At 56.0% G+C, this 22,960-nt stretch carries 23 protein-coding genes; 1 reads left to right on the top strand and 22 read right to left on the bottom strand.

Going from position 1 to position 22,960, the window contains the following annotated elements:
* Positions 1 to 135: 135 nt before the first annotated feature.
* Positions 136 to 606: a hypothetical protein gene (locus E1963_RS12170; RefSeq protein ID WP_132278322.1), complete on the bottom strand. Its 471-nt coding sequence runs from the start codon at positions 604 to 606 to the stop codon at positions 136 to 138.
* 195 nt (positions 607 to 801) lie between these two features.
* Here E1963_RS12170 and E1963_RS12165 point away from each other — a divergent pair, with 195 nt between their 5' ends.
* Positions 802 to 1,047: a hypothetical protein gene (locus E1963_RS12165; protein ID WP_132278320.1), complete on the top strand. Its 246-nt coding sequence runs from the start codon at positions 802 to 804 to the stop codon at positions 1,045 to 1,047.
* 20 nt (positions 1,048 to 1,067) lie between these two features.
* Here E1963_RS12165 and E1963_RS12160 read toward each other — a convergent pair whose 3' ends face one another.
* Genes E1963_RS12160 through cbiD form a run of 21 tightly spaced genes read right to left on the bottom strand, consistent with a single transcriptional unit; the run spans position 1,068 to position 22,953 of the window.
* The gene (locus E1963_RS12160) at positions 1,068 to 1,538 is read right to left on the bottom strand and encodes a precorrin-2 dehydrogenase/sirohydrochlorin ferrochelatase family protein (protein ID WP_132278318.1); all 471 of its coding nucleotides are present in this window, start codon (positions 1,536 to 1,538) and stop codon (positions 1,068 to 1,070) included.
* Position 1,539: 1 nt separating this feature from the next.
* Positions 1,540 to 2,190 carry a precorrin-8X methylmutase gene (locus E1963_RS12155; protein WP_132278316.1) on the bottom strand — a complete coding sequence of 217 codons (651 nt, stop codon included), beginning with the start codon at positions 2,188 to 2,190 and terminating at the stop codon, positions 1,540 to 1,542.
* Positions 2,187 to 3,167, bottom strand: a complete 981-nt coding sequence (locus E1963_RS12150; RefSeq protein WP_132278314.1) for a bifunctional adenosylcobinamide kinase/adenosylcobinamide-phosphate guanylyltransferase — start codon at positions 3,165 to 3,167, stop codon at positions 2,187 to 2,189. The genes E1963_RS12155 and E1963_RS12150 overlap by 4 nt, the downstream gene beginning before the upstream one ends.
* 31 nt (positions 3,168 to 3,198) lie before the next feature.
* Positions 3,199 to 4,818: a peptide ABC transporter substrate-binding protein gene (locus E1963_RS12145; RefSeq protein ID WP_132278312.1), complete on the bottom strand. Its 1,620-nt coding sequence runs from the start codon at positions 4,816 to 4,818 to the stop codon at positions 3,199 to 3,201.
* An 11-nt stretch (positions 4,819 to 4,829) separates the two neighbouring features.
* A complete protein-coding gene (locus E1963_RS12140; protein ID WP_132278310.1) occupies positions 4,830 to 6,662 on the bottom strand; it encodes an ABC transporter ATP-binding protein in 1,833 nt (610 codons plus the stop codon).
* A 1-nt stretch (position 6,663) separates the two neighbouring features.
* Positions 6,664 to 7,497: an ABC transporter permease gene (locus E1963_RS12135; RefSeq protein ID WP_243117708.1), complete on the bottom strand. Its 834-nt coding sequence runs from the start codon at positions 7,495 to 7,497 to the stop codon at positions 6,664 to 6,666.
* A complete protein-coding gene (locus E1963_RS12130; RefSeq protein WP_132278306.1) occupies positions 7,488 to 8,408 on the bottom strand; it encodes an ABC transporter permease in 921 nt (306 codons plus the stop codon). Before E1963_RS12130 ends, E1963_RS12135 begins: the two co-directional genes overlap by 10 nt.
* Before the next feature lie 33 nt (positions 8,409 to 8,441).
* On the bottom strand, positions 8,442 to 9,983 hold the full coding sequence (gene cobA, locus E1963_RS12125) for a uroporphyrinogen-III C-methyltransferase (RefSeq protein WP_132278304.1): 1,542 nt from the start codon (positions 9,981 to 9,983) through the stop codon (positions 8,442 to 8,444).
* Positions 9,984 to 9,987: 4 nt separating this feature from the next.
* A complete protein-coding gene (hemC, locus tag E1963_RS12120) occupies positions 9,988 to 10,863 on the bottom strand; it encodes a hydroxymethylbilane synthase (protein ID WP_132278302.1) in 876 nt (291 codons plus the stop codon).
* On the bottom strand, positions 10,851 to 12,377 hold the full coding sequence (locus tag E1963_RS12115; RefSeq protein ID WP_132278300.1) for a cobyric acid synthase: 1,527 nt from the start codon (positions 12,375 to 12,377) through the stop codon (positions 10,851 to 10,853). The genes hemC and E1963_RS12115 overlap by 13 nt, the downstream gene beginning before the upstream one ends.
* Positions 12,265 to 13,449 (bottom strand): pyridoxal phosphate-dependent aminotransferase, encoded by a 1,185-nt coding sequence (locus tag E1963_RS12110; RefSeq protein ID WP_132278298.1) that lies wholly within the window; start codon positions 13,447 to 13,449, stop codon positions 12,265 to 12,267. Before E1963_RS12110 ends, E1963_RS12115 begins: the two co-directional genes overlap by 113 nt.
* Before the next feature lie 27 nt (positions 13,450 to 13,476).
* The gene (gene cbiB, locus E1963_RS12105) at positions 13,477 to 14,442 is read right to left on the bottom strand and encodes an adenosylcobinamide-phosphate synthase CbiB (RefSeq protein ID WP_132278397.1); all 966 of its coding nucleotides are present in this window, start codon (positions 14,440 to 14,442) and stop codon (positions 13,477 to 13,479) included.
* Positions 14,439 to 15,044, bottom strand: a complete 606-nt coding sequence (locus E1963_RS12100) for a histidine phosphatase family protein (RefSeq protein WP_132278296.1) — start codon at positions 15,042 to 15,044, stop codon at positions 14,439 to 14,441. Before E1963_RS12100 ends, cbiB begins: the two co-directional genes overlap by 4 nt.
* Positions 15,041 to 15,802 (bottom strand): adenosylcobinamide-GDP ribazoletransferase, encoded by a 762-nt coding sequence (locus E1963_RS12095; protein WP_132278294.1) that lies wholly within the window; start codon positions 15,800 to 15,802, stop codon positions 15,041 to 15,043. The genes E1963_RS12100 and E1963_RS12095 overlap by 4 nt, the downstream gene beginning before the upstream one ends.
* A 10-nt stretch (positions 15,803 to 15,812) precedes the next feature.
* Positions 15,813 to 16,877 (bottom strand): nicotinate-nucleotide--dimethylbenzimidazole phosphoribosyltransferase, encoded by a 1,065-nt coding sequence (cobT, locus tag E1963_RS12090; RefSeq protein WP_414655372.1) that lies wholly within the window; start codon positions 16,875 to 16,877, stop codon positions 15,813 to 15,815.
* Positions 16,878 to 16,914: 37 nt separating this feature from the next.
* The gene (locus E1963_RS12085; protein WP_132278292.1) at positions 16,915 to 18,336 is read right to left on the bottom strand and encodes a cobyrinic acid a,c-diamide synthase CobB; all 1,422 of its coding nucleotides are present in this window, start codon (positions 18,334 to 18,336) and stop codon (positions 16,915 to 16,917) included.
* Positions 18,336 to 19,556 carry a precorrin-6Y C5,15-methyltransferase (decarboxylating) subunit CbiT gene (cbiT, locus tag E1963_RS12080; protein WP_132278290.1) on the bottom strand — a complete coding sequence of 407 codons (1,221 nt, stop codon included), beginning with the start codon at positions 19,554 to 19,556 and terminating at the stop codon, positions 18,336 to 18,338. The genes E1963_RS12085 and cbiT overlap by 1 nt, the downstream gene beginning before the upstream one ends.
* On the bottom strand, positions 19,549 to 20,280 hold the full coding sequence (gene cobJ, locus E1963_RS12075) for a precorrin-3B C(17)-methyltransferase (protein WP_132278288.1): 732 nt from the start codon (positions 20,278 to 20,280) through the stop codon (positions 19,549 to 19,551). The genes cbiT and cobJ overlap by 8 nt, the downstream gene beginning before the upstream one ends.
* Positions 20,273 to 21,046, bottom strand: a complete 774-nt coding sequence (gene cobM, locus E1963_RS12070) for a precorrin-4 C(11)-methyltransferase (RefSeq protein WP_132278286.1) — start codon at positions 21,044 to 21,046, stop codon at positions 20,273 to 20,275. Before cobM ends, cobJ begins: the two co-directional genes overlap by 8 nt.
* A 5-nt stretch (positions 21,047 to 21,051) precedes the next feature.
* Complete coding sequence (cobI, locus tag E1963_RS12065) at positions 21,052 to 21,792, bottom strand: precorrin-2 C(20)-methyltransferase (protein WP_132278284.1); 741 nt, start codon at positions 21,790 to 21,792, stop codon at positions 21,052 to 21,054.
* Positions 21,793 to 22,953, bottom strand: a complete 1,161-nt coding sequence (gene cbiD, locus E1963_RS12060) for a cobalt-precorrin-5B (C(1))-methyltransferase CbiD (RefSeq protein ID WP_132278282.1) — start codon at positions 22,951 to 22,953, stop codon at positions 21,793 to 21,795.
* Positions 22,954 to 22,960: the final 7 nt, after the last annotated feature.

The following is a 22,960-nucleotide window of genomic DNA, read 5'->3' as shown; positions in this document are numbered from 1 at the left end:
TCGACCATCGGCGTTGGCTGGGCGTCCCTGCTCGCCGCAGGCATCATAAGAAGCACCGTCCCGCAGAGGATAATGATAAGGTACCCGAGCACGATCATCTGGGTATGGGTGAGTTTTTTCATCATCACGCTCATGCTATCGAGACCTCTTTTCCCGCCAGCAGTGCACCGAGCTGTTCCCAAAGCTTTCCGTCCTCCCGCAGGATACGTATGTGGAATCTGTAGTACACGCTCTCATTGACCGCCTCATTGCATACGCTAAACAGATATTCTGTCCCGTACATCTTTTTATCAGATTGCAGATGGACAGGTTATCTGCATCTGACTCTGATAGTGCGATGATATACTGTACATGTTCCCAGTTCTCCCTGATGCAGACGTCCTCTATATATACGGCTGCCACTCCTCTGCCGGCCAGCCACTTTTCCACCTGTTCCCTGCGGCTTCCTCCTCCAAAGACGACAGCCTGGGGCAGCGGTTCCCTTGTCTCTTCTTCCTCCTGGAGCTTCCGCTCTTCTGCGCTCCAGCAGTCCACACGGAACATCAGGTACATTCCGTATGCCATGCCTCCCAATACTATCAATCCTAATAAAATATCAGCCAACATATCATCACCTTTTTTTCTTATCTTTAGCATATACGATTTTTTGTTAAGACGGTGATAATATTCATAGAGCCCGCATTAAGATTGTATTTAGACGAAGGAAGGCAGCCATACTTTTCAAATGATAAAGCTGTCCATATTTTTTTCAGCTGGTATAATGAGACAAATTGATATTTAAGAAAAGCGAGGGATTGTACTATGGAAATAAAGAAAATAGAAGAACCGTTTTCTGTCTGCAAAGTGAAGGATTATTCAAAAGTCGATCTTCTGGATACATTTTCCTTTGTCGCCAAGACAGACGAAGAGCTGTCGCTCGTCTGCCTGACGCAGTCGGTGCCTGATAACGCCACAGAAAGGGAGGACGGCTGGAAAACCATGAGAATACAAGAGAATTATAGCAATGCGCTGAAGGCGCTGGCACGTGCCGGTTATGAGATTGTGTAGCGGCTTGGGTCAGGCCCCTGTTAACAGGGGCCTGACCCAAGCCGTCTGCGGATCTCTTTTACTTTCGCAGGATTCTTCCCGCCGGAATTAATCCCTATCACGATATCTTCGGTCTGAACGACAGCCGGGAAGTAGAAGTCACATAATGTCCTGTCATCCGCCGTGTTGAACAGGATCTTCCTTCCGCATTTCTGCCCGAGGATGTTACACTCCTCGCCGATGCTCCTGTTCACTTCTTTATCGTCTGTCGCCGCCAGTACGATGTGGGCGTTATAGATGTCACCTTCCCTGTATGCTCTGTGCAGGCAGGTGATTCTGCCTTCTGCCTCAAGATCTGCGAGAGAATCGTGAAGCCGGGGTGCAATGACAGTGATATGATCCGAAAACAGGAGAAGCGTCTTTACGCGCCTTGCTGCAATATTCCCTCCGCCCACCACGACGATTTCCTTTTCTGATATGTCTACAAACATGGGGAAATAAGCCTTATCCATCCTACTGCCTCCGTTCTCCGAGCATGTACAGAAGCGCGTTGCAGATACATGCCGCTATATTGCTGCCGCCTTTTCTCCCCTTTGCCACGATAGACGGCGTCTCCTTAAGCTCCAGTATGAGTTCCTTTGCACGCACGACATTGACGAATCCGACCGGTACCGCGATCACGGCCTCCGGGTTCAGCACTCCCTCCCTGACCAGCTCATAGATCCTTACAAGCGCTGTCGGCGCATTGCCCACCGCAAATATCACCTTCTTCTCTAGGGCGGCGGCTTTGTCCATGCTTGCAGCGGCCCGGGTCGTGCCGTTTCTTTCCGCCGCAAGCGCCACGTCCTCATCTGCCATGAAGCAGTGCACTTCTCCCCCGTAATCCGCCAGCCTCTTTTTATTGATTCCGGCTCTTCCCATCTCGGTGTCCGTGACGATGGCAGCCCCCTGCCTGAGCGCCGCCAGCGCACGTTCAACCACCCCGTCCGAGAATACAAGGCTGTGCGCATAGTCAAAATCCGCACTTGTGTGGATGCATCTCTTCACTATCGGCTCCGTCCCCGGGACGAGCGGGGTACTGCCCAGTTCTTCTGTTATGATTTCAAAGCTTCTCGCCTCGATTTCCGTCGGCAGAACTTGTTCCAGTCCTATATGCTCCATCATCTCTCTCCTCCTTTTATCGTCATGCCAATACCGCAGACAACCCGGTCTACCCGTTCAGCTATCTGTGCCAGTTCTGTACATATGCGGCCGGCCTGCTCTCTGTACGCCCGCTCGAACGCATCCACCGGAACGAGCCCGCAGCCAATCTCATCGACTGTTATGACAACATCGGGGTTCCGGGCGGCAAGTTCGCCGGCCAGATCGGACGTACACGCCCCCGCCTCCGTCATACGCCGCACGAGCAGTTCAAAATGCCGGATGGCGGTGCATGCATATATCTCATCAAAGGCGCAGCTTCCGCCGTCAATCCAGCTTTTCACGCCGTATGTCCGTTCCGCATATACCGTTTTTCCCTGGCAGGCCCCTCCGGTAACCAGTATCATATGTACACCTGTCCCTTTCCCGTATGTGTTTCCCTTTATCTCTGCCGGGATGCCACATACGACTTCTGTCACGCTGTCAGCCATACGTGCAATCCGCGCATTGATTCTTGCCAGCGTCTCCCTGTATATCTGCATCTCACAGGACGGCTCACCCTCACGAAAGACGTCATTTGACACGACTACAAGGTTACGGCACATTGTATGGAGCAGTTCGATTCCACGTACCACCTCTTCTGCCGTGCGGCCTCCCGCCCCATCCGGGCTGTACATCTCATTTGCCGTCAGGTTGGACATGCACTCCAGCAGGATGCAGGGCCGGGCACCTCTGATAGCCGCTTCATATACCGGGCCTCCCTCTCCCGCAAGTGCATGGATTCCCGTATAGCATTCGATCGTCTCAAATCCTTTCTCCCGTCGCATCAGGCGGTGGCGCCGGATCTTCTTTTCCGTCTCTTCTCCGTATGGCATCATCGTCGCGATATAAAGCAACGGTCCGGACGCCTGCCCGTCATTCTCACTGTGAAGACGCCAGATGAGATCTTCTGCAAATGCGGATTTTCCGCTTCCGCTTCCTCCGGTCACAAGATGCAGCATTGCTTCATTCCTCCACTGATGTTGTACATGATCAGTTCTCTTCTGCGATATACGCATGTCTGTATTCCAACGCGCCTGTCGCCGGAATCTGGGCAATCCCTCTAATATCCGGACGGATCAGGTTGCAGCTCTTCATCGTATAGAGCGGTATGATATAGAACTTCTCTCCCACGGCCAGCTGCTCCGCCTCATGCATGAGCTGTGCTCTCTTAACCGGATCCGTCTCCGTGTCAGATTGTTCCACCAGACGGTCGTATTCCACGTCCCGGATACCGCTGCAGTTATATGTGCTGTTGGACAGGAGCATGGACAGGTACGTATAGGGGTCTGCAAAATCAGCTGTCCAGTTCATCCGGCACAGGTCAAAGCGGCCTGCCCTTCGTTCCGTATAGTTTACCTGCAGTTCCTGCGCATTCAGCTTGATGTCTATGTTCAGATTCTTCTTCAGCTGTTCCTGGATGACCTGGGCCGTATCCGAGTCCATTTCAAGCGTTGGGTAATGATATGTGAGCTCCGGGAATCCTTTTCCGTCCGGGTATCCTGCTTCTGCAAGCAGCCGTCTCGCCTCCTCCACATTTTCCTCAAATGGCTTTTTGGCCCCGTCCACGAAGTATTCGCCTGTCTGCCTGTCCTTCATATACCTTGCGATAAAGTTTACCGTAGGTTCTGTGTCATCTCCGACAATCTTGCAGAGCTCTTCCCGGTCGATAGCCAGATTGAGCGCCTTACGCACCCGCACGTCGTCAAGCGGCTTCACGTTCAGATTCGGGTATATGTATCGCGTCGCTATCGTATCGGTAATATACAGATCGTCTTTTCCTTCGTACAGCTCCATCACCGACGACTGCAGCCCCGTGGCAACATCCACTTCACCGGTCTCGTAGGCATTCGCCATCGACTGTTGGTCGGCAAAGAAGCGGTACGTGATCTTGTCCAGCTTTATCTCGTCAGCATTCCAGTATCTCGTGTTCTTCTTCAGGACAAAATACTGTTCCGGCACATATTCATCCAGATAAAAGGGACCGTTGGCGACGCTCGTCTCAGGGCTCTTATCCCATCCGTCCGACGCGTCGAGGGCATACGCTGAGCAGGAAGGCGTGTACACCGGCAGCCTGAGCAGATCCAGAAAATATACGCACGGCTTTTCAAGTGTAAATGTAAGCGTATCGTCATCCGGCGTATCGACTCCCAGACTCTCGATATCTGCCTCTCCATTATATACAGCTTCGGCATTCTTGATTGGAAACAGATAGTTGGCATATCCGCTTCCGCTCTCCGGCTTCAGCGCCCTGGCTATCGTATTGGAAAAGTCTTTGGATGTCACCGGCGTACCGTCCGACCAGACCGCGTCTTTGCGCAGATGGAAGGTCCATACAGTTGATTCTTCATTCACCTCATAAGACTCTGCCGCCCTGTATTCAATCTCGCCATTTTCATCAAAGGTCAGAAGCTCATCCAGTGCCGAGACCGAATATGCCAGATACGTAAGCGCTATCATCCCTGCCGGATCCAGCCCCCCTGTCTCGCTGTTGATTGCTACTACTATCTCCTTTGTACTGTCTTTTACCTCTTTCTCCTGCTTCTCGCATCCTCCAAACACCAATATCCCGATAAGGGATATTGCCATAAAGACGCTCACTGTTCTCTTCATTGCTTTTCTCCTTATATCTGTGATGTCATCCTGTAACCTCTGCTCCTCTTTCCCGTATATTCTTCCGAATAAAGGAAGCAGGCGACCTCCCGCCCATCGAACCGGCAGTTCTTAGGCCTGTCCGTGTAGCAGCACTCCAGCGCATAGCCACATCTATGCGCGAACGGACATCCCCCGGCATCAAAGGCTTCTGCCTTCTGCTCCTCCCTGTGCGGCATTCCCTTCTTCCTTCTTGCCTTAACCGGATCCGGGACGAGGACAGAGGATAGCAGCGCTTTCGTATACGGATGCCACGGATCATTATATACATCTTTTGTGTGTCCCGTCTCCACGATGCTGCCCGCATACATGACTCCTATCCTGCTGCTGATCCGTTTAACGACATTCAGGTCATGGGAGATGAACAGGCATGTAATTCCACGGCTGTCCTGAAGCTCTTCCAGTAATTCCAATATCTGTTCCTGTATGGGCATATCCAGCGCCGATACCGGCTCATCGCACACGAGCAGTCCAGGTTCCAGCATAAGCGCACGTGCGATGCCGATTCTCTGCCGTTCCCCGCCGGAGAATGCACGCGGGTATCTCTGCGCCTCCTCCGGATCCAGCCCCACGAGGGTCAGCATGCTGTCTACCTTTTCTCTGCGTTCCTGCTCTGTCATGTCCGTATTTAAGAGGAGCGGTTCCTCCAGCATATCCCGTACCGTCATCCGAGGATTCAGGGAAGCGTACGGATTCTGAAAGACCATCTGGACACGCCGGTTCTGTTTCCCCGGCCGTACCGGCTGTGCTGCCCCCTCATACAGGACCGTGCCGCGGGTAGGCGCTAAGATACCCGTAACCATACGTGCCAGCGTAGATTTCCCGCAGCCGCTTTCCCCTACAAGCCCAAAGGTCTCGCCTCTTCGTATATGGAAGGTGACATCCCGCACAGCCTCTGTCATGTCCCGCCTGCCGGGGCCGCCGGTCCCGGCAAAGCATCTGCTCACGTGGGACACTTCCAGAAGCTTCTTCTGATCTCCCCGGCAGGCGGACAGCTTCTGAAGCTCCTTTGCACGTGCAAGCAGTGTCTTCGTGTATGCATGCTGCGGGTTATAAAAGATATCTTCCACCAAGCCTTCTTCCGCCAGTGTACCGTCGTGCATGACGAGGACTCTGTCGCAGAGGGAGGCGATGACTCCGAGATTATGGCTCACAAAGAGGACGGCAGTGCCCGTCTCCTGTACGATCCGCCGGAACAGCTCCAGCATCTGCTTCTCCACCGTCGCATCGAGGGCAGTCGTCGGCTCATCGGCGATAAGCAGCTCCGGTCCGCAGGACAGCGCTATGGCTATTCCCACACGCTGGCACATGCCGCCGGACAGTTCAAACGGATACTTGTCCATCTGTGATTCGCCGTCATGGATCCCTGCCATATCCAATAGCTCCGCTGCCCGTCTTCTGGCAGCTGTACGGCTGCAGTGGCTGTGCGCACGTATCGTCTCCACTATCTGGCGGCCGATCTTGACGGTCGGGTTCAGACTCGTCTGCGGGTTCTGGAATACCATGGCGATTTTATTGCCCCGGATGCAATCCATCTTCCGCTCATATTCTTTCCTGCTCTCTCCCGGCAGCGGCGGAGTGATGTCTGCGTCCCCAAGCAATATCTCCCCGCAGACCGTCTCTGCGCAGTCCGGCAGCAGTCCGAGAACTGCCTGCATAGCCGTACTCTTTCCAGAGCCCGACTCTCCCACGATGCCCACAATCTCGCCGGGTGCGGCATCGAAGGACAGATGCCGGACCGCTTCCTGTCCCTTCTCTTTGTCATGAAACTGTACGTTCAGATCACGTATATGCAGCAGACTCATCTTACCACCTTCCTTCCTCCGCGCGGCCGATGGTCTTCTCAAGACCCGCGCCTGTCAAATTGACCGAGAGAATCAGTATGCACAATACGAGGATGGGATATAGCATCTGTGACGGCGCCACCTGTATCTGGCTCCTCGCTTCTTGTATGAGCGTCCCGAGGCTTGCTGCCGGCGCCATGATGCCGACCCCTACAAAGCTCAGAAACGCTTCTGTGAACATCGCTTTCGGTATGAGAAGGGTAAGGTTCACGATAATCGGACCTGCCGCATTGGGAAGGAGATGGATAAAGAGAATCCTTCCGTTACCCACGCCGAGGAGGCGGGCGGCCGTACAGAAATCTTCTGCTTTCAGCCGTATGATTTCCCCCCTTACGACGCGCGCCAGCCCTACCCATCCGCCGATACAGATGCCGAGCAGTATGCTGCCTATGCTTGCGCCCATGACAAGCATAATCAGGATGACATAGAGAAGGGACGGTATCGCATCGATGACATCTGCCGCGCGCATGAGCAGCATGTCGGCCTTTCCTCCCGCATAGCCGGCGGCGCACCCATACAGGATGCCGGCCACGCCGCAGATCAGGGCGCTGCCTATGCCGACGGCGATGCTGATTCTTGTCCCGGCAAACACCCGCACGAAGATATCCCTGCCAAACTTATCCGTGCCAAAAAGGTGCGAAAAGGAGGACGGGGCGTTTCTTAGTTCCGCATTCTGAGCCGTAGCCGCATAGGGGGACAATGCCGGTATAAGGACCGAGAGCAGTACCATTACGGCCAGCAGGACGATACCGGAGGCTAACATAGGATTCTTTCTGAAATACGTTTTCAACTGCATGTCCTCCTTATCCTTGGATCCAGCCATGCGCCGAGCACGTCCGTAATGATGTTGATCCCGATGACGACGGCACCCATAAATGTCGTAAGCCCTAATATGAGCGTATAGTCACGGTTCGCAATGGATGTGACAAACTCACGTCCAAGCCCAGGAATGGTAAATATACTCTCCACCACGAAACTGCCGGTCAGCAGAAAGGCGGCAGCCGGGCCGATATAGTTCAGGACCGGCAGCCAGGCATTCTTCAATACATGTGTCAGAAGGATCCTCCGCCACCTAAGCCCTTTTGCCCTGGCCAGCGCTACATAGTCCCGCCCCATCTCATCACGGAATGTGTTATGAATCATCCTCGTGATTACAGAAGCCGGGTACAGTGCCAGGGAAACCGCCGGAAGCACATAATTCGCCACCCCTGAGAGCCCCGCTATGGGAAGAAGTTTCAGTTTTACGCCAAATAGCAGGGCAAGCAGAAGCGCGATAGCGAAATTGGGGATGCCTGTTCCAAGCATGGTGCCCAGAAATATCCCGCCCTTGACGGCCTTCTTTTCCGTGGTCGCCTGCCATATGCCTGCTGCCGTACCGAACACTGCGGCAAGGAGTATGGCAAGAAAACCAAGGGCGGCGGTCACCGGCCATGCCCGGCCAATCACCGCGGCTACAGACACCCCTGGCTTCTTATATGACATTCCGAAGTCGCCGTGAAGGAGGTTGCCGAGATAGACCACATACTGCCCGGCCGGCGGCCTATCAAGCCCGTATTCCTCTTCCAGCGCCGAGAGGACCTGCTCCGATACCGTTCCGCTCTGGAACGGACTGCCCGGCATTATCCTTGTCAGAAAAAAGGATGCGGTGACGAGCACGAATAGGGCAAGGAATCCGACCAGTACCCTCTTTAATATGTATCTTCCCATTCGGTTTCCTCCTTTCGTACGTTGTGCCTGTGCTTATCTTTCCTTCGTTCCCAGGTTCTCCAGCATGCATGCTGTCATGCTCTCGATAGACGCCTCTTTGGCCACGGTGATATGCATCCTGTACTTTTCGGCTTCCGCTGCCGTCTGTTCTCCGATACAGACCGCATGTATCTTATGGAAGTCCAGTCGGTCCATCGTATGTACAAAGCCTTTGACCGTAGACGCGCTCGTAAATGTAACCGCGTCAATCTGGCCTTGTTTAAACAGAGCTTCTATCTTCTCCTTTATCTGCTCATGTGCCTCATATACGGTCTCATACAATGGGATGTCGTCCACATCAAGCCCTGCTTTTAAAAGAGGCGGGAGAAGCTCTTCCGAGCCGGACATCGCGCGGACGACCGTCACCTTGCTCCCCGGCATCGCATGTGCGGCGACGGCTTCTCCGAGACAGGCCGCGCAATATACATCAGGCACGACGTCCGCCAATATGCCGTATCCCTTAAGCGCCCTCTCGGTGGCAGAGCCGATGGCGCCGACCTTCACCTGTGCAGGACCGCCGAGCATATGCCTCATATCCATCTTAAGCTCTGTCATCTCTTCAAAAAAGATACGGACGCCTGCCGGGCTTGTGAATAAAAGCCACTCCTGCGCGGCCCGGGTTCCAAACTGCTTCATCCCACGCTGCAGTGCGGTATTCGGGGATATCACCTTTGTAGCAATAGAAGGGAGTTCTATGACCTGTGCGCCGAGTGCCCTGAGCTTGCCGGCAAGAGCGGAACTGCTCTGCCGGGGCCGGGTAACCAGTATCTGCTTTCCTCCAAGCGGGCGGTCTTCGGCCCAGTGGAAACGGTCCGCCAGCCTGCACACCTCCCCTACGACGATTACCGCTGGCGGTCCGATACCCGCCCTGTGGGCCTCCTCTGCCAGGCGGCCCGCGGCAGAGACGACACGGCGCTGCCCGGCGAGCGTTCCATTTTCAATCACTGCCGCCGGCGTATCCCCATCCAGCCCCGCATCCATCAGACCGTCCAAGATTGCCTCCATGGCGGTGATACCCATGAGAAAGACGAGCGTACCCTTCCCTTTCACGAGGGAGGCATAGTCTATCGTCTCTGAACCGCCCTGTCTCGGATGTCCGGTGACAATATGGAGGGAAGACGCATAGTCCCGGTGGGTGACCGGAATCCCGGCATAGGCGGGAACTGCAGATGCTGACGTGATTCCCGGTACGATTTCAAACGGAACCTGATGTTCCGCAAGAAGCTCCAGCTCTTCTCCCCCTCGCCCGAATACAAAGGGGTCCCCTCCTTTGAGCCGAAGCACCTTTCTGCCCTTTTTGGCCTCCCTGAGCAGGATCTCATTGATCTCATCCTGCGGCACAAGATGACGGCCTGCACGTTTGCCGACATTGACCACTTCTTTTTCCGGCGGTATGAGGCTGAGTATCTCCGCACTGATTAATGCATCATAGACGATGATATCCGCCGTCTCTATCAATTCTCTCGTCTTGACGGTAAGCAGCCCTGCATCTCCAGGCCCTGCCCCCGCAAGCCATACCTTTCCTGTCCCGTCCATCCTGTCACCTCCGTCTCATCTCTTCTGCCAGCGCCAGGCCGATCTCTCTCGCCTTCCCGGCATCCCCTGTCTTCGTCTGCGTCCAGTATGTATCCTCTCCGGCGTAATACAAGCCGGTGAGCTGAAGCTCTGTTCCTGCCATCTGTGCATGTGCCGCTATCGGGGATGTACATCCGCCTCCGAGCGCAGCCGTAAATGCACGTTCAGCCTCGGCCTCGGCTCGGCTCTTTTTACAGTCATAAGCGGCCAGCCATGAATAATCTTCGCCCTTCCTGCCCTGGACAGCCAGTATCCCCTGCCCTGCGGCAGGAACCACCTCTTCCACGCTGAACACTCTTCCGATCACCGCTTCCATATGAAGCCGCCTGAGTCCTGCCGCCGCAAGCACAGTCCCGTCAAACGCTTCCTCTTCAAGCCGGCGCAGCCTTGTCTGTACATTGCCGCGGATTCCCCGGAACACGCAGGACGGATACAGCTTTTTCAGCTGAATCGTCCGGCGTCTGCTGGATGTGCCGATGACGCCTCCTTCACGTACAGACGTATGGCCCGGCTTATAGACGAGCACATCCCTTGGATCCTCCCTTTCGCCATAAGCGACGATGGGAAGGTCCTCCGGCACTTCCATGGGCATATCCTTCAGGCTGTGGACGGAGATATCGATGCTTCCTTCCAGCAGCGCTTTCTCCAGTTCCTTCACGAACAGCCCTTTGCCCCCAATCAGCTCCAGGCTCTGATCCAGAATCCTGTCGCCCTTCGTCTTCATCGTCACGATCTCTGCCTTGACTCCCGGGCAGCTGCTTTCCACCGCCTCCTTCACGATCTCTGCCTGCCTCACGGCCAGCCGGCTCTCCCGGCTCCCTATCCTTATTATAGACTGCATGATGCCTCATTTCCTTTCTCAAGAATGTCATATACGGCGTCCATATCGAGGCTTTCCCTCATGAGCTCTGCCAGCTTATCATACTGCTCTTCCTTGTAAGCGGCGAGATCTTGCGCCTTTACCGTATCCGGCCCCATCCCTTTTGCCCCTAGCAGCGAAGCGATGAAGCCCGTGGATATCTCCTGCCGGTCAAATATGCCGTGCACATAACATCCATATGCATTCCCACATATGGCACCGTCCGTCTTCTCCACGCCTGTCTTCTCGTCCGTGAGCTTCAGGAGGGGCTGTATCTCCCCGATTGCAGATGTCGTCCCCATATGGATTTCGTAGCCTTCCGCCGGCAGCCCGCTCATGCGTCCCAGGATGCCGCCTGTGTCGCAGAACCGCCCCTGTACCCTCGTCCTCGTCTTGTCCGGCTCAAATACCGTGCGTACCGGCAGAAGCCCCATCCCCTTCATCGTACCTTTCCGTTCTATACCTGCCGGATCGCAGATTTCCTGCCCGAGCATCTGATAGCCGCCGCAGATGCCGAATACGGCCTTACCTGCCGCTCCATGGCGGATAATCTTCGCCTCCAGCCCGCTCTGCCTCATCCAGAGCAGATCCTCAATCGTATTCTTGCTTCCCGGAAGAAGAACCGCGTCCGGAGTGCCGAACTCCCCCGGGGAGGTGACGTAGCGCACGGACACTTCTTCCATACACTCCAGCGCCATAAAATCAGTAAAATTAGAGATACGCGGAAATCGGATGACGGCTATATCGATAAGCCCGCCTGTCTCCTTCTTCTGAAAACGTTCCGTCAGGCTGTCCTCCTCATCAATGTCCAGATGGAAATACGGCACCACGCCCCGCACGGGGACCCCGGTCCTCTCCTCCAGCATCCGAAGGCCCGGAAGGAGAATCTCCCGGTCTCCCCGGAACTTATTGATAACCATCCCTTTTATCCGCTGCTTTTCCTTTGCTTCCAGAAGCTCCAATGTACCGACAAGCTGTGCGAACACGCCTCCCCTGTCGATATCTCCCACGAGAAGCACTGGCGCATCCACAAGCTTGGCCAGCCCCATGTTCACGATATCCCCGCTTTTCAGGTTGATCTCCGCAGGGCTCCCGGCTCCCTCTATGACGATGACATCATATGCGTCCGCCAGCCGGTTATATGCATCTAATATATGTGGTATGAGCTCCCTCTTCCGGCGATAATATTCTGCCGCCGTCATCACCCCTGCCACCTCCCCGTTAACGATAACCTGGGAGCCCATATCGCTCGTCGGCTTCAGCAGGACAGGATTCATAAGGACAGACGGTTCCACGCCGGCTGCCTCCGCCTGCATCACCTGCGCCCTGCCCATCTCAAGCCCGTCTCTTGTGATATAGGAATTGAGTGCCATGTTCTGAGATTTAAATGGCGCCGTCTTCAGGCCGTCCTGGGCGAATATCCTGCACAGGCCGCCTGCCAGTATGCTCTTCCCCGCATTGGACATCGTGCCTTGTATCATAATGCATCTCGCCATGCTTCGTCTCCTCCTTATCCCGGCATCGTGATGCCTGCCCGCAGATTTCCTGCAGCGCCTTTAGCAGTACCGTGTTTTCATCGTGGGTCTTTACCGCAGTTCGGTAATATCCTTTCTTCAGTCCCTCATAATTGGAACAGTCCCGGATCAATATGCCCCTCTCCTTCAGAAGCGTGGACAGATCGTAATCACTGTACATCAGTATATAGTTCACGGCGGACGGGCAATACGTAATCCCGATACGATCCAGCTCAAGCTCCATGCGTCTGCGCTCCCGTGCCACATAATCTCTCGTCATTCCGGCTCTCCCGGCAGACGATAGGGCGGCAAGCCCCGCGGCCTGCGCCGCCACGGACACGTTCCACGGCTGCGTGACACCTTCCATCCTTTCAAGAAGCGCTCTGTCGGAACTGATGCCGTACCCGAGCCGCAGGCCCGGCACCGCATGCATCTTCGTAAATGCCCGGAGCAGCAGGACCCACGGCTTATCGAGTATGGCCTCTACTGACAATATATCTTCCGGGTGTTCCAGAAATTCATAAAAGCATTCGTCTATCACGATCCGTATGCCGCATTCGCCGCATCTGTCCACGATGCGGCGAAGCAGTGGCATGTCAATTACCTGTCCGGAAGGGTTGTCCGGAGTACAGAGGAAGATCATGTCCACGTCGCCGGTCAGTTCTTCCATATATCCCTCTGTCAGCTGAAAGCGGTCTTCCTCTTTCAGATAATGGTATACGATCTCGCAGCCGGCCGCTTTCAGCGCCTGGGCATACTCCGCGAAGGACGGCGCAGTAAGAAGCGCCTTGCGCGGCCGCTCGGCAAAGACGACGGAAAATATGAGTTCTGCCGCGCCGTTCCCGAATATGAGCATTTCTTCCGGAATGCCGTGTTGTCCGGCCAGAGCGCTCCTGAGCTTCCTGCATCTGCTGTCCGGATATTCCCCGATATGTGCAGCGGCCCTCTGCACTGCTTCCAGCACCTTATCATCCGGGCCGAAAGGGTTGATATTGACGGAAAAGTCAATCATGCCCTCATATGTATAGATGTCACCGCCATGTAAATATTCCATCCTGTCCTCCTCCTGCCATCTGCCACGTCACAGCATCCATATGGCTATCGCTTTCCATGCACCGAACAGCAGAAGCGCAAGCAAGGCCGTACCATACATAAGCTTACCGGCCCTTACGATGTCCTCCGCTTCCACAGGCCGTATGTCATCACCGATGTATTCCTTCGCGTACCGTCTGCCGAAGTACCATGCATCCCCCGCAAGACGTATCTGCAGCGCCCCTGCACACACCGCTTCTGTCTGCGCCGCGTTCGGGCTCGCATGCTTTCTTCTGTCCCTGCGGTATATCTTCCATGCTCCGCGGCCGTCCATCCCAAGCAGGAACGCCGCCGCCGTCATCAGCAGCGCCGACAGCCGTGCCGGGATATAGTTCATCACATCATCCATCTTAGCGGCACATCTGCCCAGGCAGAGATATCTCTCATCCTTATATCCAATCATGGAATCCATCGTGTTGACCGCTTTATAGAAAAAGCCAAGGGGAGCGCCTCCGAGCATCATGTAGAACAGCGGGGCCGTCACCCCGTCTGACGTGTTCTCTGCCACGGTCTCGACCGCGGCCTTTATGACACCTGCCTCATCAAGTGCTGCCGTGTCCCTCCCCACTATCATCGAGACAGCCTTCCTTGCCCCGGCCAGGCTTCCTTCCTTCAGCTCCCTGTATACGTTCCTGCTCTCCCGGCCAAGCGACCTGGCGGCAAGAAGCTGGTAGCACCAGAAGCTCTCCAGCACATAGCGGACTGCGGGATGGATGCTTTGCGCCCCGTACAGCAGCACCCACGGAACCGCTGCCGACACCACGCACACAGCCACCCACATCAGTACGCCGGCGGTCAGGAGCCGGCGGTCCCTGTCCCGGCATACCTTTCTGGACAGCTGTTCCAGACGGGTAATGAGCCGGCCGATGAGCCTGACCGGATGGTACAGCCATACCGGGTCCCCGAATATCAAGTCAAGTATAAATCCTGTCATACAGGCCATCCATGCAATCATAACGCTTCTATCCCCGTGAATCCTTTCTTGCCCTTTTTCCATTCCTCCGCATCCAGAGTGACGACATAGCCGCCGCCATTGCCGGGCTGCCAGTCATAAAAACCGCTCTGTCCGGGAGCATAACAAGACAGGACGGACATGACCGTGCCGCCGTGGGCGACGATAGCGGCACAGCCGCACTTACCTCTGAGAAAAGCATCTGCCGCCTTATCAAATCCGCGGACGCAGCGGGACCGGAATGCCGCATGTCCCTCACCGCCAGGAAAGGGAAGCGTTCCCCGGGAACCAAGCCAGTTACGGTATGCCGGCAGCTCTTTCAGCTCCTCATAATTGTGGCCTTCAAACAGTCCGAAATCACATTCCTTCAGTTCATCAAGCAGCAGCGGCTTCTTGTCCGGAAAGAGCAGCGCCGCTGTCTGAACGCACCGCTTCATAGGGCTCGCGGCTACCTCTTCCACAGGGTCTATTATTTCCAGACGGCTGCGCACCTCATCGACACGCATTATCAGTCCTGCTTCTTCAAGCGCCTCGTCTGTGCGCCCTATGTAACGCCTCTCCCTGTTGCCCGGCGTCTCAAAGTGGCGGATCAATATCACCTTCATAACAGCCTCCCTGCCAGTACGATGCCGGTGAGCATAGCCAGTTCACAGATCTGAAGGAAATATCCGGCCAGGTCTCCCGTCATGCCTCCAAACTGCCTGTAGCATACCGCTTTGTAGCAGCAGAAGCTCAATAGGCCCGCCGCTGCCGACGCGGCCCCCATCCTGACGTCCAGTCGAAGCGAAAGGACGACAGACGATAGGAGCACGATCAGCATCACGATGCCGACGGTCTTCCTGACCGCCCCGTCCTGAAACGTCCTGGCAAGTCCGGTATCTCTGGCCGCCTGGAAGGTGACGACGGAGAAGCCGCTGAACGCTCTGGAAATCACATAGCTACAGCCGATGACGGGAAGCATGTCTGCGTCCGCTTCGCTCCAGACCGCCACGCTCCACAGAAGATAGCAGCCCAGGCCAAGGACTGCAAACGCGCCGGCGTGCGGATCCTTCAGGATCTCCAGCTTCTTCTCCCTGCCGCCATAGGAGCCAAGCGCATCCAGCGTGTCCATAAAGCCGTCCATATGGATGCCGCCTGTCACGAGGACGGGAAGCAGCGTCATGACAGCCGCAAACAGAAGGGAGCCTGCGCCGGCATGCAGCAGAATCCTCCCGATGCCCATCACAAGAATCCCCGTCACAGCCCCGACTACAGGAAAAAAACAGATAGCATACTTCATATTTTTCTCATTCCACTCTACCCGTGGAACGGGAATCTTAGAATACATGGATATTGCAATGATGAATGATTCATATAGATACATATCGGTCCCTTTATCTCAACATCTCGTATTGTTCTACATTGATTTCCTCAAAGGTGCTCATCCTGCTGTATACCAGCAGCCCCATATCGAGCAGCGGAAGCACCGCCACTGCCCCGCTCCCTTCCCCGAGGTTCATGTCACACGTCAGATACGGCGACATGCCAAGGGCATCCAGCAGCATCTGCCCTGCGGGCTCTTTCGATACGTGGGATGGCAGCATATAATCCCTTGCGTCGGGAACGAGGCGCACCGCACAGAGCGCCGCGACGGCAGATATGAACCCGTCCACCACAACCGGCATGTGCATCAGCGCGCCGCCAAGGTACACGCCCGTCAGGCCTGCGATATCCAGCCCGCCTACTTTTGACAGCACGTCCAGCACGTCATCCTTATCCGGGCGGTGCAGACGGACCGCCTGCCTGATTACTGCTATCTTTTGCTCCAGCCCTTCACTGCTCAGCCCGGCTCCCTTCCCGGTCACTTCTTCCACCGGCTTTTCCAGCAGCACGGATGCTACGGCACTGCTCGTCGTCGTATTGCCGATACCCATCTCCCCGGTAGCGGCAATGTCATATCCTTCCGCTTTCAGCCGGGACACCATACGTATCCCTGTCAATACGGCCTGCCATACCTGGTCCCGTGTCATGGCCGGTTCTTTCCGCATATTTTTCGTCCCGTATGCCACCTTATCTTCCGGCTTTGTAACGGAAGGCACGTCAACCGCCATGCCGATATCGACCGGGAACAGGTCAACCCCCGCCACTTCGCTCATGATAGCTACGCTGGCCGCCTTCTTCGTAAAGTTATCCGCCACCACCGCCGTCACTTCCTGTCCGGTCTGTGTCACGCCCTCTTCCACCACTCCGTTGTCGGCGCACATGATTATCAGCCCTTTTTTCTGCAGCGTGAATCTGGCGTCACGCTTCATGCCAGCTATCCTTATCACGGCATCTTCCAGCTTTCCAAGGCTGAACAGCGGCTTCGCCACTGTATTCCACCGCCTTCTGGCCATCTCCATGCTTACCCGGTCCGCCGGCAGAATCATCCCCCGGAGCATATCCGGCGTCTCCGGCATCAACGCACCGGACATGCGTACTGTCTGTTCCATATCATCATCCCTTTCGTGTCCACTCTGTGCAGCAGCATACGAACCTGTGTGCAAATGACGGGTTGGAATGGTAATGTACGTGGGGAAACCCCGCGAACAGGTTCCCCTCTGTATGCATACATTCCCATGAACGCTGCCTGCCGGGCTTCACCGCCATGCAGCCGGTTCCGTTGTCTGTACTGTCAAAGTAATGAAATTCATGTCCCCGGATGGTCTCTCCTGCTTGGAGGAACCCTCCCTCTTCCCGGGCGGACAGCTCTATGTAGCCGAACCGTACGAGCCGGGGTGTCCGCGATACCTTCCCATGTATCACGTCTGCCATCGGGTAGCGATTGCCATCTGCGCCTTCCATCTCCTTGTGGAGGTACATAAAGCCGCCGCACTCTGCCAGGCACGGAAGCCCCTCCTCCACCATGTGCCGTATATCCCGGCGCATGCTCTCATTCTGCGAGAGTCCACCGGCGTACAGCTCCGGATACCCCCCTCCCAAGATGAGGCCCGAGATTCCTTCCGGCAGCTTCTCGTCATGCAGGGGGCTGAATGGTACGAGCTCGCAGCCTGAATCTTCCAGCAGTTCCAGATTATCTTTATAATAAAAGCAGAATGCCTCATCCCTTGCCAGCGCGATTCTTACCGTCCGGCCTCCTGACCCTTGCCGGCTTCCTGCATCTGCCTGGCTTTCTGTGCCTGCGTCCCCCATCTTGCCCCTGCTGCCGGTCCTTCCCGTATGCTTGCCGATCTCCAGCAGCAGATCCAGATCTGCCGTCTCTTCCAGCATCTTACCCGCCTCCTCGAACTGCCGGCGGATAAGCGGAACCTCCCGGGGCAGGACGAGTCCGAGATGACGGCTTTTCAGCCGGAACACGTCGTCTTCCGGCACGTATCCGACGACAGGCACGGAATACCCTCTTTCAGATAGTTCGTGTTCTATCATCTGCTTCATCTGCGGATACAGCATCTTTGATACGCGGTTAAGCAGTATGCCGCGGATATTGCTCTCTTTTCGGAAGGTGAGCGCCCCGAGTATCACGGAGAAGGCGGACAGGGCCATCCCTTTGCACGGAACCGTCAGAATGACCGGAACGTCAAGGGCACGGGCCACAGCATAGGAACTGGCCCTGTCACTGTCAAGGGCCATGCCGTCATAGTATCCCATAACGCCCTCGATCACTGCCACGTCTGCCTGCCCGGCATGGCGCAGGAACAGCTTCTTCAGTACATCCTTGTCCAGGAAGAACAGGTCCAGATTCTCAGATGCCATACCGGTCACTTCCCGGTGGTACATCGGATCGATGTAATCCGGCCCGCACTTGCATGCGGCCACCTTAAGCCCCCGGCCGGCAAGCGCGGACATGATGCCGGCCGAGATGACCGTCTTCCCGCTTCCACTAGCCAGGGCCGCTATCATGAATCGTGGACTTTCCATCACTTCTGCCCCTTTCCGTCCGATACGATATATACCGGATTCAATGCTGTCATCATATGGTATGCCCCGAGCCGCCTCGACCGGGATGCCGCAATCTGCACCACCTCCGGGCTGCTCAGAAGACCTGACCGTTCTGCCTCCATCACTTCGCCAATCGTCTCCAGAGAGGCCGCATTGATTACAATACGTACGTCCGGATTCTTCTCCTTCACTGCTTTGAGGATCTCCGGCAGATTCCCCGCGCTCCCCCCGACAAATACGTGCGTGGGAGGTTCCAGGGCCTGTAAGCCGCCGGGTGCGGTGCCTTCCACCACCTCGATATTATCGCAGCCAAACTGCCTTCTGTTCTCTTCCAGGAGACGTATGGCTTCGGGATTCTTTTCTACTGCATACACCTTCATCTCCCCCGACCGAAGTGCCGCCTCCACGGATACGGAACCTGTCCCGGCCCCGATGTCATACAGCACCGCATCCCGTGTAAGGCCGAGCTTCGCCAGGCTCACCGCACGTATCTCCGCTTTCGTCATCGGTACGCCGCCCCGGATGAACGCCTCGTCATCTATGTAGGCAGCCACCCTTCTATCGGGTGCAGGATTACGGACCAATGCCACGGCAAGCCCTGCACAGTCCTCCGGCATGAGTTCACTTCCACGTCTGTACAGGATGGTTTCATCTTCGTAGGAGAGCCGCCGTCCGATATGGAATTCCACATCTGCGAGGCCAAAGTACCTTATCTTCTCGCACAGCTCACGTGCACATGCTTCCCCGCCCAGAAGCAGGAATGTCTTCTCGTTGTGGGCTATCGCATAGATGTAGTTCTGCCGCCGTCCGTGGATGCTCTTAAGCGCCGCGTCCTCCCAGCTTACATGCAGCCTGGAGGCAAGGAAGGCAACCGATGATATCCCCGGTATGAGTTCTACCGCATATTCCCTAAGTTCCCCGGCGAGCGCTTTTGCCCCGCTGTAAAATCCACAGTCTCCCGACAGCGCCACCACGATATGGCTAAATCCCTCGTGCCCTCTGATAATCGCCTTGATCTCTTCTGCCTTGTAAGCATCATACATGGGCTTTCCGAAGCGGGAAAGGCTTTCCGTCATGCGGGCTGCCCCGATGATACAGTCGCAGCTCTCCAGCACCCCGCGGGCCTCTTCGGTCAGGGACGTTCCGGCCCCCATCCCAATGCCCGTCAGGCTGATTCTCCGTCTCTTTTCCTCATACATCACGATACCCTCTTGGCGTCACCATGCTGCCCTCTATCTGTCTTGTCTGCTCATTGCCGATGTATACGGTCGTGAACATATCTGCCTTGGTCTGTTTCAGCTCTTCCAGGGACAGCACCTGACAGGACTCTCCCTCCCTCCCGATATTACGCACAATTCCGCAGACGGTATCTTTACTTTTGTATTCCAGCAGCAGCCCACACGCCTTCTCCAGATATCCTTTGCGCTTCCTGCTGGACGGGTTGTACAGGCAGATGACAAAGTCTGCCGCGGCGGCGGCCCGGAGCCTTGCCTCTATCTTCTCCCAAGGTGTAAGCAGGTCGCTTAAGCTGATGACCGCAAAGTCGTGCATGAGCGGCGCCCCAAGCACAGCCGCCCCCCCTGTGGCAGCCGTGATGCCAGGCACCACTTTGATATCCACATCCGGATACGACTCCTTTATCTCATACATGAGGCCGGCCATCCCGTACACGCCTGCATCGCCGCTGCACACGATGCACACGTCCCTGCCTTTTTGCGCCTCTTCAAATGCCATCTGGCACCGCTTCGCTTCTTGTGTCATAGGAGTGGTCAGAAATGTCTTGTCCGCATATCGGTCTTTTATCAGATCAATATACACCGTGTAGCCTGCGATAACGCTGCATCGCTCAAGCGCCGTCTCCGCCTCCCGGGTCATCTGGTCCCTGCCCCCCGGACCTATGCCGACTACATATACGCTATTCATGGTCCCGTCCTCCGTCTGTAGCTTTACGGAATCCGGTGGAAAAGGCCGGGTTATATAATTCGGACCGCTCGTACCTTCCGTCCAGCACGTTTCCTGCGACGATGAGCGCAGTCCTCGTAATCCCTTCCCGTTCTGCCGTCCTGGCCAGCGTCTCCACCGTACAGCGGCACACCTTCTCGTCAGGCCATGTGGCCTTATAGACGATGGCTGCCGGGGTATCCTTCTCATAGCCGCCAGCCAGCAGCTCCTCCTGAAGCTGCGGCAGCATCCCCGTGCTCAAAAAGATGACCATCGTAGCTTTGTGGGCAGCAAAGCCGCGTATCGATTCCTGTTCCGGCACCGGCGTCCTGCCTGCCATCCTTGTGATGACAACAGACTGGGAGACGCCGGGCAGCGTATATTCTGCCCCAAGGGCTGAAGCCGCGCCGCAGAATGAACTTACGCCCGGGCACGCTTCGTACGGTATCCCTTCTTTTGCCAGGGCATCCATCTGTTCCTTCACCGCGCCGTACAGGCACGGGTCTCCCGTATGCAGACGCACCACGTTCTTTCCTGTACGCGCCCCCTGTATGAGGACCTCGAGCACCTCCTCCAAAGTCATGCATGCACTGTTGTATACGTCGCATGAATCCTTTCTTACTTCCAGAAGCGCAGGGTTCACGAGAGAACCTGCATATACGATTATGTCAGCTTCCTTAAGAAGCCTCTGTCCTCTGACCGTTATGAGGTCCTCTGCCCCCGGTCCTGCTCCAACAAATACGACCATCCGTCTCACTCCTTAATAATCATCAAAGAATAGTATCCTGCGTCATCCGGTATGTCCTCTGCTCTTTCGTATATTTGCTCGCCCGGCATGCCGCAGTTCTCCACCATGTGTATCTCCATCTTCCTTGCTGCCACGGCCTGCTTCACGTCGGGCATCTTCGCTCCCGCTTTCATAAGCACCTTCGTCCCGTTAAGGCCGAGGCTCTCTTCCACGCCATAAGAGGCCGGTATGATATGAAGCTCTTCCCGGTTCTCCGCAAGACCCACGTTCATCCTGGCTGCGGCCGCGCAAAAGGAAGGTATGCCGGGAATGAGGCACGTCCTTATCCCTTTTGCAGCCAGTCTCTTGTGCACATACAGGCATGTAGAGTATATGGCAGGATCTCCAAGCGTTATGAAAGCGACGTTTTTTCCCTGCCGTATTATCTGCTCTGCCGCATCGGCACACGCATCGTGAATCTGCCTGAGCTTTTCTTTCTCCTTAATCATGGGCATAGGGAGGAATAGCTTCTTTTTTCCTGCCAGTTCCGGTATGACAGGAAGCACGATCTGATACGCCACGCATCTTTGCAGATATCCGCAGAGCTCCTGCGAAGCCCCTTCCCTGTCATACACCGGCTCCTGGAACGCCTTGTCCGAGACCGCCAGCGCCACCACGTCACATTCCTGTATGATCCTGACTGCCTTCAACGTCAGAAGCTCCGGGTCTCCCGGCCCGACTCCCACTCCATAAAATGTTCCATCCATCTATCTGATCCCCTTCCGTATCTGATCCAGTACCTTTGCCGCACTCGGTGTGCTTCCGAGTATCCCTTCTTCCATAGAAAAGACGACGGCGCCGACGGCCAGCTTCTTCCCCGCACGCTGCCGGATATGATAGTCGATCCGGTCCATGACGGTCTGCATGACGGGCCAGAGCAGACCGCTCCCCTTCAGGATATCTACTGCCTCGGCAGTGGTCACGCATTCCATCAGCTTCCGTACCGTATCCCGGCCCGCCCCGGCAAGGGCAGCATGGGCGGCAAAGACTTCCATCCGGCAGTCTGCCTGCCTTGAATGGGTATTCATCACCCCGGCCGCCAGCTTGACGAGCTTTCCGATATGCCCGACGAGCAGTATCCCTTTCATGCCGATGCGTACCGCATCGTCAATCGTCTCCCCGATGTAATTGCTGCACTTCACCGCAAGACTGCCGTCGTACCCGAGCGTCCCTGTCAGGAAGTCGCTGCCATAGTTGCCTGGGACGACATAGCACCACTCATGCCCGTTTTCCTTCAGTACCTTCATCTCCAGATATATCGTATCGGTAAGCGCTTTCTCGCTCATCGGCTCTACGATGCCGCTCGTCCCGAGCACGGAGATGCCTCCCTTGATTCCGAGCCGGGGATTGAACGTCTTTTTGGCCAGCTCATCCCCGTCCGGCACAGAGATGACGACGGCGATGCCGTCCGTGCAGCCGTACTTCCTTCTCTGCTCCTCCACCGCTTCTATGATCATGCGGCGCGGCGCCTTGTTGATAGCTGCGGCGCCTACGGGCTGCTCCAGCCCGTTCTTCGTAATCCTGCCGACCCCGGTCCCGCCGTCCAGGCTGATTGCATCCCCTCTGCATCTGGATACCCTGGCACAGACGAGCACGCCGTCCGTCACATCCGGGTCATCCCCGCTGTCCTTGCGCACGCCGCAGCTGACATAGTCCCTGCCGGTCTCGATATCTTCCACGTCCAGATAGAGCCTGACGCCCTTTGGCGTCATCAGAGATACGTGATGTACCGGCTCTTCCGACAGCAGCATGCAGACAGCAGCCTTGGCCGCCGCTGCCGCGCAGCTTCCGGTCGTATAGCCGGTGCGCATCTGCTTCTGGTCCTTCCATACTACCTGTCTGTTCCTGCCGCTGCCTTCTCCCACCATCCGGACC

This window comes from Extibacter muris (genome assembly GCF_004345005.1).
GTDB lineage: Bacteria > Bacillota > Clostridia > Lachnospirales > Lachnospiraceae > Extibacter > Extibacter muris.
This window is presented reverse-complemented; position numbering and strand designations above follow the sequence as displayed.

Coding starts and splice junctions, on each gene's coding strand:
- E1963_RS12170 (WP_132278322.1), bottom strand. CDS start 606: ATGTTGGCTGATATTTTATTAGGATTGATAGTATTGGGAGGCATGGCA.
- E1963_RS12165 (WP_132278320.1), top strand. CDS start 802: ATGGAAATAAAGAAAATAGAAGAACCGTTTTCTGTCTGCAAAGTGAAG.
- E1963_RS12160 (WP_132278318.1), bottom strand. CDS start 1,538: ATGGATAAGGCTTATTTCCCCATGTTTGTAGACATATCAGAAAAGGAA.
- E1963_RS12155 (WP_132278316.1), bottom strand. CDS start 2,190: ATGATGGAGCATATAGGACTGGAACAAGTTCTGCCGACGGAAATCGAG.
- E1963_RS12150 (WP_132278314.1), bottom strand. CDS start 3,167: ATGCTGCATCTTGTGACCGGAGGAAGCGGAAGCGGAAAATCCGCATTT.
- E1963_RS12145 (WP_132278312.1), bottom strand. CDS start 4,818: ATGAAGAGAACAGTGAGCGTCTTTATGGCAATATCCCTTATCGGGATA.
- E1963_RS12140 (WP_132278310.1), bottom strand. CDS start 6,662: ATGAGTCTGCTGCATATACGTGATCTGAACGTACAGTTTCATGACAAA.
- E1963_RS12135 (WP_243117708.1), bottom strand. CDS start 7,497: ATGCAGTTGAAAACGTATTTCAGAAAGAATCCTATGTTAGCCTCCGGT.
- E1963_RS12130 (WP_132278306.1), bottom strand. CDS start 8,408: ATGGGAAGATACATATTAAAGAGGGTACTGGTCGGATTCCTTGCCCTA.
- cobA (WP_132278304.1), bottom strand. CDS start 9,983: ATGGACGGGACAGGAAAGGTATGGCTTGCGGGGGCAGGGCCTGGAGAT.
- hemC (WP_132278302.1), bottom strand. CDS start 10,863: ATGCAGTCTATAATAAGGATAGGGAGCCGGGAGAGCCGGCTGGCCGTG.
- E1963_RS12115 (WP_132278300.1), bottom strand. CDS start 12,377: ATGGCGAGATGCATTATGATACAAGGCACGATGTCCAATGCGGGGAAG.
- E1963_RS12110 (WP_132278298.1), bottom strand. CDS start 13,449: ATGGAATATTTACATGGCGGTGACATCTATACATATGAGGGCATGATT.
- cbiB (WP_132278397.1), bottom strand. CDS start 14,442: ATGATTGCATGGATGGCCTGTATGACAGGATTTATACTTGACTTGATA.
- E1963_RS12100 (WP_132278296.1), bottom strand. CDS start 15,044: ATGAAGGTGATATTGATCCGCCACTTTGAGACGCCGGGCAACAGGGAG.
- E1963_RS12095 (WP_132278294.1), bottom strand. CDS start 15,802: ATGTATCTATATGAATCATTCATCATTGCAATATCCATGTATTCTAAG.
- cobT (WP_414655372.1), bottom strand. CDS start 16,877: ATGCCGGAGACGCCGGATATGCTCCGGGGGATGATTCTGCCGGCGGAC.
- E1963_RS12085 (WP_132278292.1), bottom strand. CDS start 18,336: ATGGAAAGTCCACGATTCATGATAGCGGCCCTGGCTAGTGGAAGCGGG.
- cbiT (WP_132278290.1), bottom strand. CDS start 19,556: ATGTATGAGGAAAAGAGACGGAGAATCAGCCTGACGGGCATTGGGATG.
- cobJ (WP_132278288.1), bottom strand. CDS start 20,280: ATGAATAGCGTATATGTAGTCGGCATAGGTCCGGGGGGCAGGGACCAG.
- cobM (WP_132278286.1), bottom strand. CDS start 21,046: ATGGTCGTATTTGTTGGAGCAGGACCGGGGGCAGAGGACCTCATAACG.
- cobI (WP_132278284.1), bottom strand. CDS start 21,792: ATGGATGGAACATTTTATGGAGTGGGAGTCGGGCCGGGAGACCCGGAG.
- cbiD (WP_132278282.1), bottom strand. CDS start 22,953: ATGGTGGGAGAAGGCAGCGGCAGGAACAGACAGGTAGTATGGAAGGAC.